The sequence below is a fragment of the Rhodococcus qingshengii JCM 15477 genome, assembly GCF_023221595.1.
GTDB lineage: Bacteria > Actinomycetota > Actinomycetes > Mycobacteriales > Mycobacteriaceae > Rhodococcus_F > Rhodococcus_F qingshengii.
In genome coordinates this window covers 201721-218751 of the sequence record NZ_CP096568.1, presented here as the reverse complement: position 1 = coordinate 218751, position 17031 = coordinate 201721, and the positions used below count along the sequence as shown (strand labels likewise).

At 59.1% G+C, this 17031-nt stretch carries 16 protein-coding genes; 8 read left to right on the top strand and 8 right to left on the bottom strand.

What is annotated here, in order from left to right; genetic code table 11:
• The first annotated feature begins 30 nt into the window (after positions 1-30).
• The 4 genes from M0639_RS34620 (at position 31) to M0639_RS34605 (ending at position 5511) form a co-directional block, all read left to right on the top strand.
• Positions 31-1554 (top strand): exopolysaccharide biosynthesis polyprenyl glycosylphosphotransferase, encoded by a 1524-nt coding sequence (locus tag M0639_RS34620; protein ID WP_082893201.1) that lies wholly within the window; start codon positions 31-33, stop codon positions 1552-1554.
• Between the two features lie 114 nt (positions 1555-1668).
• Positions 1669-3507: a DUF4012 domain-containing protein gene (locus M0639_RS34615; RefSeq protein ID WP_197486178.1), complete on the top strand. Its 1839-nt coding sequence runs from the start codon at positions 1669-1671 to the stop codon at positions 3505-3507.
• A gap of 58 nt (positions 3508-3565) precedes the next feature.
• Positions 3566-4552 (top strand): alpha/beta hydrolase, encoded by a 987-nt coding sequence (locus M0639_RS34610; RefSeq protein ID WP_228232810.1) that lies wholly within the window; start codon positions 3566-3568, stop codon positions 4550-4552.
• A 71-nt stretch (positions 4553-4623) separates the two neighbouring features.
• Positions 4624-5511: a glycosyltransferase gene (locus M0639_RS34605; RefSeq protein WP_064074564.1), complete on the top strand. Its 888-nt coding sequence runs from the start codon at positions 4624-4626 to the stop codon at positions 5509-5511.
• 251 nt (positions 5512-5762) lie between these two features.
• Here M0639_RS34605 and M0639_RS34600 read toward each other — a convergent pair whose 3' ends face one another.
• Together M0639_RS34600 and rfbA are read right to left on the bottom strand one after the other, a co-directional pair.
• Positions 5763-6377, bottom strand: a complete 615-nt coding sequence (locus M0639_RS34600; protein WP_064074565.1) for a dTDP-4-dehydrorhamnose 3,5-epimerase family protein — start codon at positions 6375-6377, stop codon at positions 5763-5765.
• A 1-nt stretch (position 6378) separates the two neighbouring features.
• Entirely contained in the window at positions 6379-7254 is an 876-nt protein-coding gene (gene rfbA, locus M0639_RS34595) for a glucose-1-phosphate thymidylyltransferase RfbA (RefSeq protein ID WP_064074566.1), read from the bottom strand.
• A gap of 120 nt (positions 7255-7374) precedes the next feature.
• Between rfbA and rfbB the strand changes: the two genes are divergently transcribed.
• Entirely contained in the window at positions 7375-8379 is a 1005-nt protein-coding gene (rfbB, locus tag M0639_RS34590; protein ID WP_064074580.1) for a dTDP-glucose 4,6-dehydratase, read from the top strand.
• 334 nt (positions 8380-8713) lie between these two features.
• Positions 8714-9073 carry a histone-like nucleoid-structuring protein Lsr2 gene (locus M0639_RS34585; RefSeq protein WP_064074567.1) on the top strand — a complete coding sequence of 120 codons (360 nt, stop codon included), beginning with the start codon at positions 8714-8716 and terminating at the stop codon, positions 9071-9073.
• A gap of 28 nt (positions 9074-9101) precedes the next feature.
• On the opposite strand, the gene M0639_RS34580 is transcribed toward M0639_RS34585, so the two are convergent.
• The 4 genes from M0639_RS34580 to M0639_RS34565 all read right to left on the bottom strand — a co-directional run bounded on the left by M0639_RS34580 (position 9102) and on the right by M0639_RS34565 (position 12938).
• Positions 9102-10109 (bottom strand): IS481 family transposase, encoded by a 1008-nt coding sequence (locus M0639_RS34580; RefSeq protein ID WP_064074568.1) that lies wholly within the window; start codon positions 10107-10109, stop codon positions 9102-9104.
• A gap of 424 nt (positions 10110-10533) precedes the next feature.
• Positions 10534-10734: a hypothetical protein gene (locus M0639_RS34575; protein ID WP_054801272.1), complete on the bottom strand. Its 201-nt coding sequence runs from the start codon at positions 10732-10734 to the stop codon at positions 10534-10536.
• Positions 10735-10970: 236 nt separating this feature from the next.
• A complete protein-coding gene (locus M0639_RS34570) occupies positions 10971-11225 on the bottom strand; it encodes a hypothetical protein (RefSeq protein ID WP_064074570.1) in 255 nt (84 codons plus the stop codon).
• Between the two features lie 1272 nt (positions 11226-12497).
• On the bottom strand, positions 12498-12938 hold the full coding sequence (locus tag M0639_RS34565) for a hypothetical protein (protein WP_064074571.1): 441 nt from the start codon (positions 12936-12938) through the stop codon (positions 12498-12500).
• A 349-nt stretch (positions 12939-13287) separates the two neighbouring features.
• Between M0639_RS34565 and M0639_RS34560 the strand changes: the two genes are divergently transcribed.
• Positions 13288-13617 (top strand): ATP-binding protein, encoded by a 330-nt coding sequence (locus tag M0639_RS34560; protein WP_064074572.1) that lies wholly within the window; start codon positions 13288-13290, stop codon positions 13615-13617.
• Between the two features lie 232 nt (positions 13618-13849).
• The gene (locus M0639_RS34555; protein ID WP_064074573.1) at positions 13850-14098 is read left to right on the top strand and encodes a hypothetical protein; all 249 of its coding nucleotides are present in this window, start codon (positions 13850-13852) and stop codon (positions 14096-14098) included.
• A 1505-nt stretch (positions 14099-15603) separates the two neighbouring features.
• Here the strand turns inward: M0639_RS34555 and M0639_RS34550 are convergent.
• Both M0639_RS34550 and M0639_RS34545 read right to left on the bottom strand, forming a co-directional pair.
• A complete protein-coding gene (locus M0639_RS34550; RefSeq protein ID WP_064074575.1) occupies positions 15604-15825 on the bottom strand; it encodes a hypothetical protein in 222 nt (73 codons plus the stop codon).
• Positions 15826-16251: 426 nt separating this feature from the next.
• Positions 16252-16890, bottom strand: coding sequence for a hypothetical protein (locus M0639_RS34545; RefSeq protein ID WP_064074576.1), 639 nt, complete (start codon positions 16888-16890; stop codon positions 16252-16254).
• Positions 16891-17031: the final 141 nt, after the last annotated feature.

The window sequence follows — 17031 nt, the reverse complement described above, 5'->3', positions numbered from 1 at the left end:
TGCCAGTCGTCTGCTGCAGGGAACACCGCAATGTTGAAGTCCTCGGACAGTTCGAATTACGGTGAGAACCGGAACAAATTCCGTATGGGGATTGCGACCCGAGAGCCTGAAGTTCGTGGGGCACGGGCCTGGGAACAGCAGTATATTCGGGGTCTCCGCATAACGGATACATTGGTAATTGCGGGCGCCGTATTGGTTGCGCAATGGGCGAGAGTGATGGCCGACGCGACATTCGAGGCCTGGGGGTCCGAGCATCTGCGTTACACTCTCATATCAATTGTTCTTGCGGTCTTGTGGTTGAGCTTTCTGGCGATCAATCGGACTAGATCGCCGCGAGTAGTCGGAAGCGGGCCCGAGGAGTATCGCCGAGTCGTTACGTCCACCGTACGTCTGTTCGGACTGATCGCGATGGGTTCCCTGCTGCTGAAATTCGACCTTGGCCGCGGATACCTCGCGGTAGGATTTTCCGTTGGGCTCATGGGCATTTTAGTCGGTCGACGTATGTGGCGGAGACGAATTGCAGCCAAGCGTGTTCGAGGGCTTTTGCAAACTTCGATAATTCTGATCGGTAGCCGAGAAGCTGTTGCTGAAGCAGATACTTCGTTCGCACGCGACCCAGGTTCAGGATACCGTGTTGTCGGTGCATGCGTTCCGAACTTTGAAATTGGTGCCGAAACCTACATTTCATCTCTTGGCAGAGATATTCCCATCTATGGCGACGAGAGTTGCCTGCTCGAGGCTTTAAAAGTATCCAATGCAGATACCGTAGTGGTCAGTGCGACGGAATATTTAGGTTTAAAGGGAATGCGAAAGCTGGTGTGGGACCTCGAACCCTTCAATGTTGATTTGGTTGTCTCGCCGGGGGTGATCGATATTTCCGGTCCTCGCTTGGAAATGCGCCCAGTTTCAGGATTTCCGTTGATTCACATCGAAAAGCCCCAATATCATGGAGCGAAGAAGTTCGGAAAAAAGTCCTTCGATGTTATTTTCGCGCTACTGGCGCTCGCCGCTACGGCACCATTAATCGCGATTGCCGCACTCGCAATAAAAATCGACAACCGGGGTCCCGCTTTCTATATATCGGAGCGGATAGGTTTGGGCGGTGTGCCCTTCCGAATGTTCAAACTTCGTTCGATGGTTGTCGACGCAGACTCGAAGTTTCTCGGGTTGATGCACACGAACGAGGTGGAGGGCGGGGTGCTGTTCAAGGTTCGTGACGATCCTCGAATGACACGGGTCGGTTCGTGGCTTCGCCGATACAGTATCGACGAGCTGCCCCAGTTCTTGAATGTTCTCCGCGGTGAGATGAGTGTAGTCGGACCTCGGCCGCCACTGCTGCGCGAGACCGAAGCTTACGACGATCAAATTCGTCGCCGATTGTTGGTGAAACCTGGACTGACTGGACTGTGGCAGACCAGCGGCAGGTCCGATTTGCCATGGGATGAGACTGTCCGACTGGATCTACTGTATGTCGAAAACTGGTCTCTAGTTCAGGATTTGTTGATCGTGGTCAAGACCGTGCGGACCGTAATCAGGGGCGACGGTGCGTATTGAGTGAGAATGAACTGGCGCGAACCAGTTTGGCACCTCGTTCGCACGCTACGACTCTCCGATTCTGCATCAGGCACTTGTCGGTGCGGGACACCGCAGAAGGGAACTTCACACGCTGTGAGCATTCATGATGACGGAACGAAGGCTGAAAGACAGGGTGGCCGTCGTCGGGCGACGGGCGGTGTGCACCGCCGTGCTGAACCTACGACGTCACGCAGTCCACTCGCGCGCAAGGTCGGCGGCGGAGCGCTGCTCATCATGTCCACGTTCGCCGTCTGGTTCGGGTACGAATCGGTAGTCACCGTCACCAATGCGATGGCCGCGAGGGACAGCGTAGATCAAATAAAGACCTCCCTACTTGGTGGCAACGCTGACGAGCTCAACAACAGTATCGAATCTGCGGCGCACTCCGTGGATCGATCTCACGCGGCCGCAAATTCGTTGCCATGGCGCATCGCAGCGGCAGTTCCGGTCGTGGGAAGCCCATTTCGCTCGGTGCAAGGCATCATCGATGTTGTCGACGGGTTGGTGTCGGATGTATTGGTTCCGGCGTCGAAGACGGGAGCGGTTCTGTCTGCAGGCGGCTCAGATAGCGGCCATAATTTGAATTTGGCCGCATTTGCCGACGCTGTTCCCGCTCTCGCTCAGGCGAAGGAGGCTTCGGCAGGCCTTGCCGTAGAAGCGGCAGACATTCCGTCGACCTTTTTCTCGCCTGTCGATGGGGTTCGCACTCAACTAGTCGAGCAGACCACCCAGCTCACAGGATGGCTTGACACAGGATACTCAGCAGCCCAGATCCTCCCGTCGATGCTTGGGGCAGAGGGACCTCGCAACTATTTCGTCGCCTTCCAGACAAATGCGGAGGCCCGCGGGACGGGAGGATTGATGGGAGGGTCCGCGATCGTGCGTGCAGAGAACGGCCAGATTTCGGTCGAAAAACCCGAGAGTAATCTCGAACTCGAATTGAAATACGATCCAATCGACCTAGGCCCTGAATTCGAGAAAATGTATGGCGGAGACCTGGCGAGCACCACGAACTGGCAAAATGCGAATTTCAGTCCCCACTTCCCATACGCTGCACAGATCTGGCGATCGATCTGGGCCCAGCATTCCGGCTTGACGGTCGATGGAGTCATCGCAACAGACCCAGTCGCGTTGAGCTACATCCTGTCGGCCGTCGGCCCCATTCAGATGCCTGACGGGGAGATCATCGACGAGTCGAATGTTGTTGACATCACGCTGAACCAGGCCTACTTCCGCTTCGGTGAAGATCAGTATGCCCGCAAGGATTACCTGCAAGATATCGCGAAGGCGGTTATCGAGAAAATAAATTCTCGATCGGGATCCATGAAAGACCTATTCAAGGCGATCTCAAGGGCTGTCAGTGAACAGCGGATATCTGTCTGGAGTGCGAATCCCACAGAACAAGAATTCATTGCGGGGACCGCGGTCGCCCACACCGTACCCGAAGATTCTGCTCCTTACGCCAACGTGATTGTCAACAATGGAGCCGGCGGCAAGATGGATTACTATTTGGCTCGTAGCATCGCGTACCGGGCGGATTCGTGCGAAGATGAACGACGTAATTCCACAGTAGATGTTCAACTGACCAACACTGCCCCCATGCGCGACGACTATCCATCTTACCTGGTCGGGCGAAGAACCGAGGTCACGCAGTATCCTGGACCACCCGGCACGAACCGGTCGGTGGTCTCGCTGTTCGCCACAGAAGGAGCCGAACTCAGCCAGGTAACTATCAACGGCGCTCCGTCCTTTGCGATCATGACGAAAGAGCTTGGGCACCCGGTTTTTACCGTTCAAGTGCTCACCCAACCCGGAAAATCCGCGGATATCCAGTTTCAGATGACAGAACCTGCAGCGTCCGGTGAGGCTCGTGTTCCGATTCAACCGCTGGTAATACCGGCTCATGTAGAGGTGGACGTCCCGACCTGCTGAAGTCGTCAGTGAGTTCCTTTTTCGTGGAGCAAAGAGAGGCATTACTATGATCAATCGCATGTCGTCCGGAATCGTTGTAGGTCTATTGACAGTGATACTGACAATTGGTTCCGGCACTGCACCAAGTTTTGCGGAACCCGCCGCCGCCTCGTCGCCTTCACGCTCGACGGGATTGGTCCATGTCGCCGACAGGCAATGGGAGCTGTCCGTGTACTCGGAATCTATGGATCGTGTGATCGTGTTGGACGTGTTGCGGCCAGAGACCGGAAACGAATCCCTGCCGGTTCTCTACTTGCTCGGCGAACTTTGGGAACAGAAAACAGATGTGAAAGATTTTTTCGCCGACAAAAACGTTAATGTGGTCATGCCACGCGGAGGCGCGTACACATACTATGCCGATTGGAAGAACGACGATCCGGTATTGGGCAGGAATAAATGGTCGACCTTCTTGACCCGCGAGCTCCCACCGATTATCGACGACGTCCTGAAAACCAACGGGAAGAACTCGATTGCCGGAATCTCGATGGCGGCCACTTCCGTTCTGAGCCTGGCCATCGAGGCCCCAGGACTGTACAGCGCAGTGGGATCGTACAGCGGTTGCGCTCAGACAAGTGACCCACTCGGCGCGCTGTACGTCCGAATTCTAGTGGAGGGCAGGGGAGGTGGCGATACCGCAAACATGTGGGGCCCCACAGATGACCCGACGTGGGCAGCGAACGACCCGTACCTTCGAGCGGACAAGTTGCGCGGAACTGAAATCTATATTTCTAATGGCGCCGGGCTGCCAGGCCCTCACGACACATTCGACTCACCGGGCATCGACCGAGACCCGAAAGCATGGGTTGATCGCCTGGTGGTCGGCGGCCTCATCGAAGCCGCCACCAACATGTGCACTAACCGACTGACCTCACGGCTTGACACGGTCGGTATCGACTACACCTTCAATTTTCGTGTCAACCGTACTCACGACTGGGGATACTGGCAGGACGACCTGCATGATTCCTGGCCTATGTTCGAAACTGCGATGCGTGGCAGCACATCCTAAGAATTACGGAGCAAGGATTCACACAGTGGTGATGCGAAGGCGCGGTCCTGCAGGATCGAGAGGTCACACTAATGAGTGAATCCATCGGTGTTGTGATCGTTACTCATAACGGGGAGCGCTATCTGCCCGAGCAGGTTCGATCAATCTTGACGCAGAGTCTTGTGCCCGCACTGATCGTGCTGGTCGACGATCAATCGCAGGACTCATCAGTCTCGACGGTCAGACAACTGGTTGCAGAATCAGGAATCGAACTCCGGGTGGTACAGGCACCTCCGGCACCGGGGATCGAACTTTTCACCAGAATCGCTGCGAATTTCGAGCTTGGCCTGCGTGAGATAGTGCACTGTAGGTTCGTTGCGTTCTCAGATCAGGATGATGTGTGGGAACCACATCGTCTGGCACACCAATCTGAGCGTCTGGTGGCTACCGGAGCGGCGGTCACAGTAGGCGACGGGATGCTCATCGACGAGTCGGGTCAACTATTGAATTCCACGCTTCGCGAGAATTTTCCGGTACTCGATAACTGGGATTCAGCGAGCCCGCTAGCGCGTTTCCGCTCGGTGATCAGATCGCCGATGGCGACGGGGGCCGCGATGATGATCGAAATGGCTTCGGTAGCAACGACGTTACCGGTACCACCGGGTTGGCTTCATGACCGGTGGTTGTCTCTCTTCGCTGCCAGTCGTAACGCATTAGATGTTGATGACGAGATGGTAGTTCGATATCGGATTTCTGACGGCCAAACCGTCGGTGTGAACACCGCGGTCGATAAATCGCCGGTAGCGCGAATCGGAAGCACCCTGGTACAACCGCTTGTGGCGGTGCGCAAAATGCACCATTTGACACGCCGATTGCGCCCGCTTGCCACTGATGAGAGCATTCGGCGTCAGTTGACCTTTGCGCGGATGGCGCACTTATATCTGATGCCGGGTCGCGTTGCCGCGAATTCTCTGGGGTGAGGTAGAGGATCAGTAACCTGCTCCAGAACCGTTTGGTAGAACTGAATTTCGAAATCTCACAGAATTGCTTGACAGGTCTCGCAAGTTGGATAACGGCCCCCGCTGAGACGGAGTACGAGCCCGAACAGTGTCCTGTCGCTCACGTTGCACGTTGTCTAACCCAATGGCAAACGACGATCAACCGTTCTGCGGTGCGGCTCGAACAAGGCCACATTCACAACGATCGGTGGATCGAGGAAAGCGAGTGTGCCTCAACGCCAAGTCCTCGGCGAACACGGGCTTTCTGTCACAGTCGGCAGAGATCCGCTTGTTCTCAGCGCCTCGAGTGATGTTGCGGCACTATCTTTTTCAGACAGTTCGTAGGCCAGAGGTTGACCTGCCCGGTCCGTGGTGGGCCAGGCGATGTTCAGGTCAGGATCGAATGGATTGAGATCGCGGTCGAATTGTGGGGAGTACTCGATGCTGCAGAGATACATGACGGTTGATCCGTCTTCGAGGGACAGAATGGCGTGCCCCAGGCCTTCGGACAGGTAGACCGCTTTGCGGTCGATGTCGTCGATCAGGACGGAATCCCATTCGCCGAACGTCGGGGATCCGACGCGTAGGTCGACGATGACGTCGAGGAATGCTCCTTTGACGCAGGTGACATACTTGGCTTGCCCGGGAGGTGTGTCGGTGAAGTGGATTCCGCGCAAACTTCCTGCTGCAGAAACCGAGCAATTAGCTTGCGCCAGTTCGAGGTTGCGGCCTGTTGCGGTGGTGAAGGCTGAGCTTTTGAACCATTCGAGGAAGACGCCGCGGTTGTCTCCGAATTGTCGGGGAGTGATTTCCCAAGCTCCGGCAATTCTCAGTTCACGGATGTCCATGTCACCATTCCTTGCCGTGTTCGAGTAGGGGGAGGAGGTAGTCGCCGTAGCCAGATTTGCCTAATGTTTCTGCTTGGGAGCGCATTTGGTCGGAGGTGATGAATCCTTGCCTCCAGGCAACTTCTTCGGGTGAGCCGATTTTGAGGCCCTGGCGGTGCTCGATTGTTCGCACGTAGTTGGCGGCTTCGAGTAGGGAGTCCGAGGTTCCGGTATCGAGCCAGGCGGTTCCGCGGGGGAGGATGTCCACTTGTAGGCGGCCTGCATCGAGGTAGTGACGGTTGACGTCGGATATTTCGAATTCGTCTCGGTCGGAAGGCTTCAGGTCTCGCGCGACGTCCACAACGTCGCTGCCGTAGAAATACAGTCCGGGGATGGCGTAGTTCGATTTCGGAGATTCCGGCTTTTCCTCGATGGAGATAGCGCGTCCGGCGTCGTCGAACTCGATGACACCGTAGGCGGTGGGATCGGAGACCCAGTAGGCGAAGATCGCCCCTCCGTCGATGTCCGAGAATCGTTTCAGCTGGGTGCCCAGGCCTGGGCCGTAGAAAATGTTGTCGCCCAAGACAAGCGCAACGGAATCGTTCCCGATATGTTCGGCGCCGAGGACGAATGCTGTTGCGAGTCCGTTCGGTTCGTGCTGGATCGCGTAAGTCAGATTGACGCCGAATTGGGAACCGTCACCGAGCAGGCGCCTGAATTGTTCAGCGTCGTGCGGCGTGGTGATGATGAGAATGTCGCGAATATTCGCCAGCATCAGGGTGGAAAGCGGGTAGTAGATCATCGGCTTGTCGTAGATCGGCAGCATCTGCTTGCTCACTCCGAGAGTGATCGGGTGCAGGCGCGAGCCTGTGCCGCCGGCCAGAATGATTCCACGCATACGTGCAGTGTCCTGTACGTGGGCGGATTGAAGCAAACGGATCGGGCACCGATGGGAAAACGGATCGGGCACCGATGAGCGGTAAGGTTCGAAGGGTTCGGCAAGCTTGAGGAGATGAACGTGCGACTGCTGGTCACCGGAGGTGCCGGGTTTATCGGCGCCAATTTTGTTCACCAGACGGTGGCGTCGCATCCGGGCGTCGAGGTTACTGTTGTCGATGCCCTGACCTATGCCGGTAATCGGAGCTCGCTGACCGAGGTGGAGGATCGCATCCACTTCGTCCACGGTGATGTCGCCGATCAGGGCTTGGTGGACGAGTTGGTAGCGCGATCTGATGCAGTGGTCCATTTTGCGGCGGAAAGCCACAACGACAATTCGTTGAATGATCCGGAACCGTTTATCCGGACGAACGTGATGGGTACGTTCTCGCTCCTGCAGGCTGTTCGGGCGCATAAGGTTCGGTATCACCACATCTCGACGGACGAGGTGTACGGCGATCTTGAACTGGATGACCCGACGCGATTCACCGAGTCGACGCCGTACAACCCTTCGAGTCCGTATTCGGCGTCGAAGGCGTCGAGCGATCTGATTGTGCGGGCGTGGGTGCGTTCGTTCGGGATCGAGGCAACGATCTCCAATTGCTCCAACAATTACGGCCCGTATCAGCATGTCGAGAAGTTCATCCCGCGCCAGATCACAAATCTGATCGACGGCGTGCGTCCCCGGTTGTACGGAGAAGGTCGCAACATTCGCGATTGGATTCACGTCGACGATCACAATCGTGCGGTCTGGGACATCCTGGAACGGGGCACGTCAGGCGAAACGTACCTGATTGGCGCGGATGGCGAAACGGATAACCGAACGGTGATTGCAGCCCTGCTCGAGATTTTCGGGCGCAAACCAGACGAATTCGACTTCGTCACTGACCGTCCAGGGCACGACATGCGGTACGCGATCGATCCGACGCGAATTCAACGGGAATTGGGATGGCAGCCGCGGTATCGCAATTTCCGCAGTGGATTGGAAGCAACCGTGGAGTGGTATCGCGACAACGAAAAGTGGTGGCGTCCACAGAAGGCTGTCACCGAGGCAGGCTATTCAGCTTCGGAAGCTGTAGTGGACTGAGAGTTTAGGCACTTTAGCCAGATCTTTCAGCTATCCCACAGCCCCAGTCATCTGGGACAGTTATTTATTTGGGCGGTAATGATCCTAGGCGAATCTCCTTCGCTGGGCACTCTCTCGACTTGTCGGGCCAGAACGCCGTTCTACCGACAGCCCCACTGTCCGTCCGACACCAAGGATTTCAGCGATGTCATCGGGGCGGCCACCTGGAAACACGCTTGAGGCCGTTTCTGTACTGGTGGGTCGCGTGGGCGGACCAGGGGTGCCCCGCATTATCCGATACATCAGTTAACATGAACTTGATATTTATTCCGTATGCAACGAAGAGGATTCCCCTGTGGCCGAAATTTTCATTCGCCAACTTATCGACGATCTCGACGGAAAACCTATCGACGCAGGATTGGAACACGAAATCACCTTCTCCTATCAGGGCGCTGACTACCGGATAGATCTTCGACCCACCAATGCCGACAAAATCGTGGCGGCGTTCGCCCCGTACATCAATGCGGCGGAGAAGATACCGTCTGTTGGTAAAGCCCGTGTGAAAACCCCCACTGCGACCAAGACATCGGGTTCTGGTCGATCAGCGGAGCAACTGAAAGCGATCCGCGACTGGGCCGGTAAGAACGGCTTCGGCGTCTCCCCGCGAGGGCGAATCAAAGCAGACGTCATCGATGCTTTCGACGCCGCACACTGAAGGATAGTGGATCACTGCATAGAGAGGCCTAGCTGTAGGAGGAACGGACGTTGGTGACGCGGTGCCGGCGGTAAGCGGCGGGCGGTCGTCCTCCGCGTGCTGAATGCGGTCGGTGGTAATTGTAGTGAACATTCCAGACTTCGACGGCGGTGCGTCGTTGCTGCTCGCTGCTGTATTCGCGGGAGTAGAGAAGTTCTTCGGCGAGGATGCGGTTGTACCGTTCGACTTTCCCGTTGTGTTTCGGGGTGTACGGCCGGATGCGGTAGTGCCGAGCTTCGCGGAGTGAAGCGGTGAAATCTGCTGCCCGATAGCATGACCCGTTGTCGGTAATCACGCGCTCGATTCGGGTGATGCCGTGTGCGGCGAAGAAGAGTCGGGCGTTGTTCATGAAATCGATGGCTGTTGCGGCGGTTTCGTTGTCGCGGGCCTCGGTGTACGCCAGGCGGGTGTTCCCGTCGATCGCGGAATGCAAATAGGTGTACCCGACCCGGGCTTGCTTGTTCTTCGTTTTCCGACGCTGCGATCGTTTGGCCTGCTCGGAGCCGCGGCCGTGGGCACGCCACCCGCCGCCGTCGGGGATCTTCCCGAGCTTCTTGATGTCGACATGCACCATCTGACCAGGTCGTTTTGCAACGATTACCTGCGGTTTTCGGTTGGTTTCGCCGTTCGGGTCGATGAACCGGCGACGGTGCAATCCCAGGCCTCTCAGGATTTTCGTGACCGTTCGACGGGCAATGGTGATGCCGTCGGTGCGCAGTTCGAAAGTGATGCGTGAGGCCGACCATTTCCGGGTTCGGCGCATCGCTTCGATCTCGGCCACGATGCCCGCGGCTGTGGCGGTCGGCTGATGATGTGGCGTACTGGACCGGTCCTGTAATCCCAGCTCACCGAACTTGCGATACCGGTTGACCCAGGTGGAGGCGCATTGTCGTGAAATCCCCATTTCGGCGGCGACGTGGGCGATCGGACGACTCTGGCACCGCTCGATCAGGCGTCGTCTTCCTTCCACGGTGAGTGGGGCATTACGGTGTGTCACAGGGCTGGTCCTTTTTGGTCGAGAACGGTTGTGTCGCAACTCCCATTCTTACGCTGAGGACCAGCCCGTCTACTTCAGTCCCGCGTCAGCAACGTCCATACCCACAACACCTAGCAGAAACCGATCAAGGCGGCGGGCAGCACTCCTGATGCTGGCTGTGTGGTCCAGAGATGCCTGTTGCGCCAGAGCGTCATTCGGCTGTGCGTCAGTAGATATACCGCCAGTTCCTTACAAGTGACGAAGAAGCGTGGTGTGCGACCCTCGTTCGCAGGAGCGGGTGGGTGTGGGCCCGAGAATGTTCATCTCGATCGCGCCGGCGGTGCGAAAGCCTCACGCCCGCAACTCGTTGCCACTCTGCAGCGGTTGCTGACGGGGGTAGACGTTGGTGATCACTCGCCGCGAAGTGGCGCGATCGTAGTATCGGTCAGTATCGGCTGATGTCGATACCGACCGGCTGTTCGATAACGCCGCTGCATCCGTTGCGGCAATCAACGAAGCTTTCCCGGCTGCCGGTCAGTGCAGGCGGTGAACCGGCGTAGAACTCGAGCACGGTAATCAACAGTGGGCATCCGCATTGGAGGCAGTCGCGTCCGAGTTCGGTTCCGACGACGGGCACAGTGCTCACGCGATCGACCTTAGGCCAATTTCTCGAACGCGCATCCCCACTGGCAGGCAACGGATCCCGAGCAATTTTCCGTTCCGCCGATGATCCGCGACCGTGATCGCCCACGCATCAACCCAGGCTTCCACCACTCCGTCCGCCGTCCTGGGCATGGTCCGGTCGGATCGAGTGACGTCGCCAATGCGGGCACTTCACCGTAGCTGCCTCGAGAGACGAGTCATCGGTGTGCACTGGCGGTCTCAGGTGTACCTGACACCGTTTCGGTCACGGTAGGCGCGTTGTTCTCGTTGCACGCGAGTTGCTTTCAATGCGCGAGTACTCACCGCTCGCCAGCGTTGCAGGCGTATCAAACACGCGGCGGCTCCGCCTGCCACGATCGCCGAGACGAGGGTGGCTGTCCCTACCGAGTGGGCGAGGCTCCCCGCGATGCCGGTAACAGCGATAAGCAGGACAGGCCACAAGAACAGGGCGCTGAACTTGGCGATGGGTTTCACGGAAAGCTCCTCGAGCTTTCGTCAGGGGAATCCGCACGGAGGTGGGGCGGACTGGCGTGCACGTGGTCGGCTCCCTTGTCGAGGGACTTCCGCGGAGATCATGCGTGCCGGAACCGACGCAAGGTCGGTCCGCGGATCGAGGCTCGCGATGAAAACGGAGAGACTACCGGGCCAATCGTTAACGCCTTCCACTGTATGAGGTCGCATACACAAGGTGGTCCGCCCAGTCGCTCGTCAGTAGTCGACCGGGCGGACCCGTGTGCGCCCAAATCCGACTGAAGAAAAGGCGCACAGTCCAGGTGGCCCATCCGGACTTCTGAGGGGACTCCGGGTGGGCCGTGCGCGTCGGGGCTGACAGCCGACGCGCAGTCGTAGCGGCGCGCGCGGACAAGTGCGCTTGTTCGGCGGGCTGAGTGTGTGCTGCCCAGTACCGATAGTTTTCACACCTCAGAGTTGGTTCGCCGATTCGAGCGGTCAACTCGACAGACTCCACGGACTGAGTTGACCAGTGTCGGTAGAGGTACGCCCCCGATATTTCGGCACTGTCGTCGAATGTGTGTACCTGACCCAACTCTCGCCCGTGCGCGACCAGTAGGTCCGCGACGTCGGAACGTGGGCTGGCGATGGTGGGGCGGCCTAGGTTGTATCTGCGGAGGTGCGACAGGGCCCAGGCATATAAGGGGCGTACTCACCTCGTGGCCGCTATGATTGTCGCGGTTCTAGCACAGTTGCAGCCCATGATCGGGGCGTATCGAACTTGGGCGCCGAGGCTGGTGTCGCTCCGTAGAGAGAAGCAGCTTCGGTGCTGCAGACTGTGCGTCGTAAGGTTGGTCCCCCGCGGCGTGCACGGCCCGCTGGCGCAACACTCACATGTGAGCCGGCGGGCCACCACCGTCTTCTGGTGTGCGTTGCCCGAATAAGTCTGCATCGACGAGTGGTGGACCCCAGTAGAGGATAGATGTGGTGGTCAGTGGCCCGCCGAGGAGAGTGTCGGCTCCCTCGGCGGGCCGGGTGGGCTTCGGCGGCGAACCGTGCGGTTCGAACACGCCCGAAGCCAGCCGAGGCGACCGTCCGGTCGACCGCCCTGCGACCAGGGGAACTGGCTCCGGATCGGTGCCGCTCTCAAACAGCGCAGGATCACGTCACTAGACAGTTCGGTTTCGCGCGGCAGGGCCGCCGCCCTCGGCCCACCGGATCAGCTTCGTCGGGTGGCCGAGGCGGACGGATTCCGGTTGGTTAAAGGAGCCTTCCGGGCGACACGCAGGGTGGGCTCTACTTGGTCGCCAGCTCCGGGCACCGGTATGCCACCGCTCTTTCGGCGACACGAGTCATCAGGTCCACGCTGACCCCGGTCTCGGTCGCCATCGCGGCGGAGACCGTCCCCAGTGCTCCCGGGCCGTGGGCGTTCTCCATGTCCAGGCACACGATGTTCGACATCTGCTGCGCCGCCACGACCGTGACCTGCTCCCCGGTGATGGCGGCGAAGTCGGCAGCGAGTTGGGCAGCTTCGTCGGGGCGTTGCTGGATTTGCGCTTGCGCGCCTTCGTTCATCATCTCCCCGAATTCGTCCCTGGCGGCAGGGGCGGAAGAAGATGCGCCGGCCACAGGCGCAGTAAAGTCCTGCGACGCCGGTTGAGTCTCGTCCTCGTTCGCGCACGCAGTGATCCCCACGGCCATCACGGCAACGACCAGCATCTTTTTCATGCCCGTCATCTCATCAGAGAAACGCGCTCACCGAAACCCGGGCTCCCTTCTGCTCGTGGAATCGAGGAGTTCGACGGGACACGGGTTCTCCGCAGAAATGACCGATCCCCGGGCCGTCCGTTCCGGTGATGCGCTGTGCCTATGTTTGGGGCCTGGACATTCCGGTTAACTTGGACGGAGGATCAATTCGTTCGGCGGTGCGATCGCGGACATCGCTCCGGTTCAGGATTGCACCCTTTCTCATGCAACAGGAGTACCTCCCCCATGTCCTTCGAGCAGGCGGCCATCTCACCGACTGCCTCACCGCTGTCGCTGTCCGTTCCGGCCTCTCCCGAACACATGTGGGTCCTCCGGTCGAATGGTGCGCACCGTCGTTTCTCGTCATCTTCTTTCGCGGGATGCACTCGATGATCTCGTCCTGGCCGTCGACGAAGCCGCTGCCATTCACGCCCGCAGCACGAGCGCTGTGGTGTGCGTCTTCGACAGCGCCACCGGTCCCGGCTCACTGCGGGTGCACCTGACCGCCGCCACCCACGCTCCGGTCGAGGTCTTTACTTCTTCGTTCGGATGGTTCGTGCTCGGGGCACTCGTCGACAACGCCACACTCGACCGCACACCAGCAGGACCCGCGTTCGGCGATCTGTCTGTCACCATCAGTGTGGAAAAAGCCCTCCGAACAGGCGCATAAGCCCCGCCGATCACCGCAATTGCTACGCACCGAACCTGAGGCGGTCCTGGACCGTATCGGCATGCGGTCCATCCATTACGTTCTTCCCTTCACTGTAACGATGATCGATGTCGTGTCGATAGCTCTAGTATTGCTGTGAGGGTAGTGGAGACGACGAGTTGCACGAGTCCATGTGTGTGGGGTCGCCGCGGTCTTCGTAGTCGTGTCCGCTCCGAAGCCGAGGTGAAAACTCATGCCTGCAAATCGTCGTCGCCGTGCTGCTGCTCTCGCGGCGTACCTGGCGCAATTCGCCAGTGTCGGCGACGCCAAAGGGAGACCGAAGGATTCCTTGTATGCAGGGCTTTCCCAGAACGAGCTTCTCCAGCGCCATCAGGACTACCTGCAAGCGTTGATCTGGGCGCAGGCGGCTGCCTTCTCCGACGACGACGACGACCGCGCTCTCGACGACATGAGCCGCCGTTACACCTTTCACTCGTCGTAGGGTTCGACCTCGCCGAGCCCGGCTGATCACCCGGGGCGTATCCGAAAAAAATGGCGCCGTCCCTTTCTGATGATCCGCATTACGTTCGATACGCTCCGGTTGAGCAGCCCCACGGCGCGACATGGGGCCGCTGCAGCCACCAGAAGCGTGCGGCGGCTGCGGGGAAGTCCGGCGGAACGGCGGCGACGTCGCTCCGATTCCCCTGCGGGGGCAGTTCCTTTTGCACGAGAGGAGTGCAGGATGTCGAAGGTCAACGCGTCTAATCCGGCCACAGGATATTTTTCCACGCGGTGTCGACACTGCGGAGATCTCGTCTACGAAGGAGACTGGATCACGCCCCGGGAGCGTCACGAGGTGCAACAACATCACCGAGAGCTGTGCTCGGCGCGGCTGCCCGATGCCGGTGAGGATGCGAGCCGCAGGGGCGAACAGTCTGCCGTCGTGCTGACGATCGTGCGGGCGCCGCAACCGTTGCCTCGTGCTGCAACCGGGTGAGTATCGAATAGGGGCGTCGCCGAAGGGCCAAGACAAAGAATGTCAGCTCCGAGAACAGTGCAGCTGGTTTCGGGCACCGGACTTGCGAGAATCGAGGTGACAGCGATCTCGCGTCCGCTCATTTTTCCGTCAGCTCGGAACTGCGGTCGCTGGAATTCCCTGAGGATTTCAGGTTGGATGATGGACGACCCGAGCTGACTGTAGGCGCGTGCACCGACACAACCACACCCTGCAGTGCACCGGATGGATACAGGTAACAGCGCCAGCGAGTGAGAAATCCGCTCTCAGCGGCCGAGGCTACCGGAGATCAGTCGAACAGTAGGTGCCCGGTCCTGGCCGCTGTGTGAACAATTCGAGGGAGGGAGATCTGCAAGGGATGAAAGCCCCCCCGTGAGATGAGCGATGTCGTGCACGTGACGGATGCCTTGCTTGATTCGGATCGGGCATCACCCTCACCCTGGTATCGGTGCTCGATCCGGTGGGTGCCAGGTTCCCGGCCAGTGTCCCCCCGTAGCCGAATCTGACGAACCGTCGCCGGCTTGCTCGCCGAAGACTGGGATGGGAACTGCGCGTGCAGCTCCGGCGGATTTCGAGGTGGCCCGCCGCATCAGGGTTAGGTGTCCGATCCGGCGGGCCGTGGGCCCGGACCTGGTGAGGACGAGCACACCGAACATCGTACTGCTGCATTACCTCATCGGTTTCGGGTGGTGGAGTCTGACCGAAATCGACGAAGTGGGATATTTTCGACAGATGTTGTTCGGTTATGCCCGGGTGTCGAGTGCATCGGAATTCGACGCTTCTGTGAAGTGTGCGTATCCCCAGTTCGTGCCCAGGTCGCGGTGTCGATAATTCGTGTCGAAAATCTATGTCGATTAACCTGTCGTCTTCATCTTTTCGACAGGCGTGGAGTAGTTCAGGCTGCCTACCAGAGGATGGCGATGGCGGCTTCCGCGGTCACGCCGAGCAATCCGTGTCTGCGTTTTGTTGGTGAGTGCGTGGTGCGGGTGGCGTCATGGGGTGGTTTCGGGTTGGAGTGTTGCTTCGAGTCGGGTGAGTCGTTCTTCGAGGACACCGGTGATAGCGAGCAGTCCGAGCAGGGTTGGTTCGGTGATGTCGCTGCCCTGTTGCGCGTGTTTGAGCAGCGTTGTGCGCAGGAGTGAACACATGGGGGCGTCGTCGCTGATGGGGAGTTGCTCGAGTTTGGCGGTCAGACGCCCCTTGGGGGAGGTCATGGGTAGCTCCTGCACGTGTGTGGATCATGCAGGCCGAACGAAAGGGGCGACTGCCTGCGCGGCGGTAACGGGTGGTGCGCTGGAACCGAGGCGGAAAGCAGCGCACCACAGTGTGTGATGTTACTGCGTCATTGCTGGGCGGTTGGTACGCGGGAGGTAACTGACGGCGCGCCCATGGTGCGAGAACTAACTCGGTACCGATTCACCTGTAGGCGGTGAGGTACTCCTCGGTAGTTCAATTCTCAAGTAGCTGTAACTGTGCGAAGGCTGGTAACCGGGGTGGGTGACACGTAAATTTTCGGGGGCGGCATCACCCGGTCCCCAACGGGTATGGCGAACGCTCCGCCGGTAGCCATCCCTGGTCTATCGGCGGGCGAGCCGTCCGGCGGGTTTTCGGCGTGTGGACTGCGATTCGCTGCCCGGTGGTCAGCGTGGGTTGGGGGTGCGCCACAGTGTCGGGGTGTCGCCGTCGTTGGTGTTGGCGAGGGCCCGGATTCCGTCGGCGTCCTGGGCAAGGATGTCCGCGAATTGCCGTCTGTGGGTGTCGTCGAGTCCGTCGGGAAGATTCGCACCTTCGGTGATGGATGCCGCGGCGCCGTCGAGGTAACGAGCGATCCGCAAGAGCAGCGGACGTGGGGTCGGGACGACGGAGTCGTTCGCGTCGGCGGTGATCATGCCGAGAGTCGACAGTAGGGACAGGCCGGCGACAGCTTCTTTGTCGTCGAGGTTGATGTGCGCGACTTTCAAGGCTTCGGCCAGTGCCGCGGTGGTCAGTCCGACGGCGGCAACGGGCATGGCGATCGTGCGTTCGAATTCGATCAGGTCGGCGCCGGGGGCCTCGTCGGAGAGAGACAGTGCCAGCGATTGCGCGAATGCGATCAGGCGTTCGTCGGTGAAGTCGTTCTGCGCGGTCTGGCGACTGACTCTCATCAGGGTCGCGTATTCGGTGAGTTTGTCGTCGAGGATTTTGCGGGCTTCGGTGTCGGTGATCGTGAGCCCGAGATCGAGGAGTGCGGCCCGGAATTCGGTGGATCGTGCGGCGAGCCAGGTCGTTCGTGGACTCATCGCTGCTCCTGAGAAAAGTGAGGCCGTAGTTGTCGAGGTGAGCTTAGATCGGCCGCGAACCATGGGAATGAAGTGGCCGCCGAAAGTCGCCGGGCGGTGGCAGATCACGGGAACCGTGTGCGCTACATTTTCTTTCCGCAG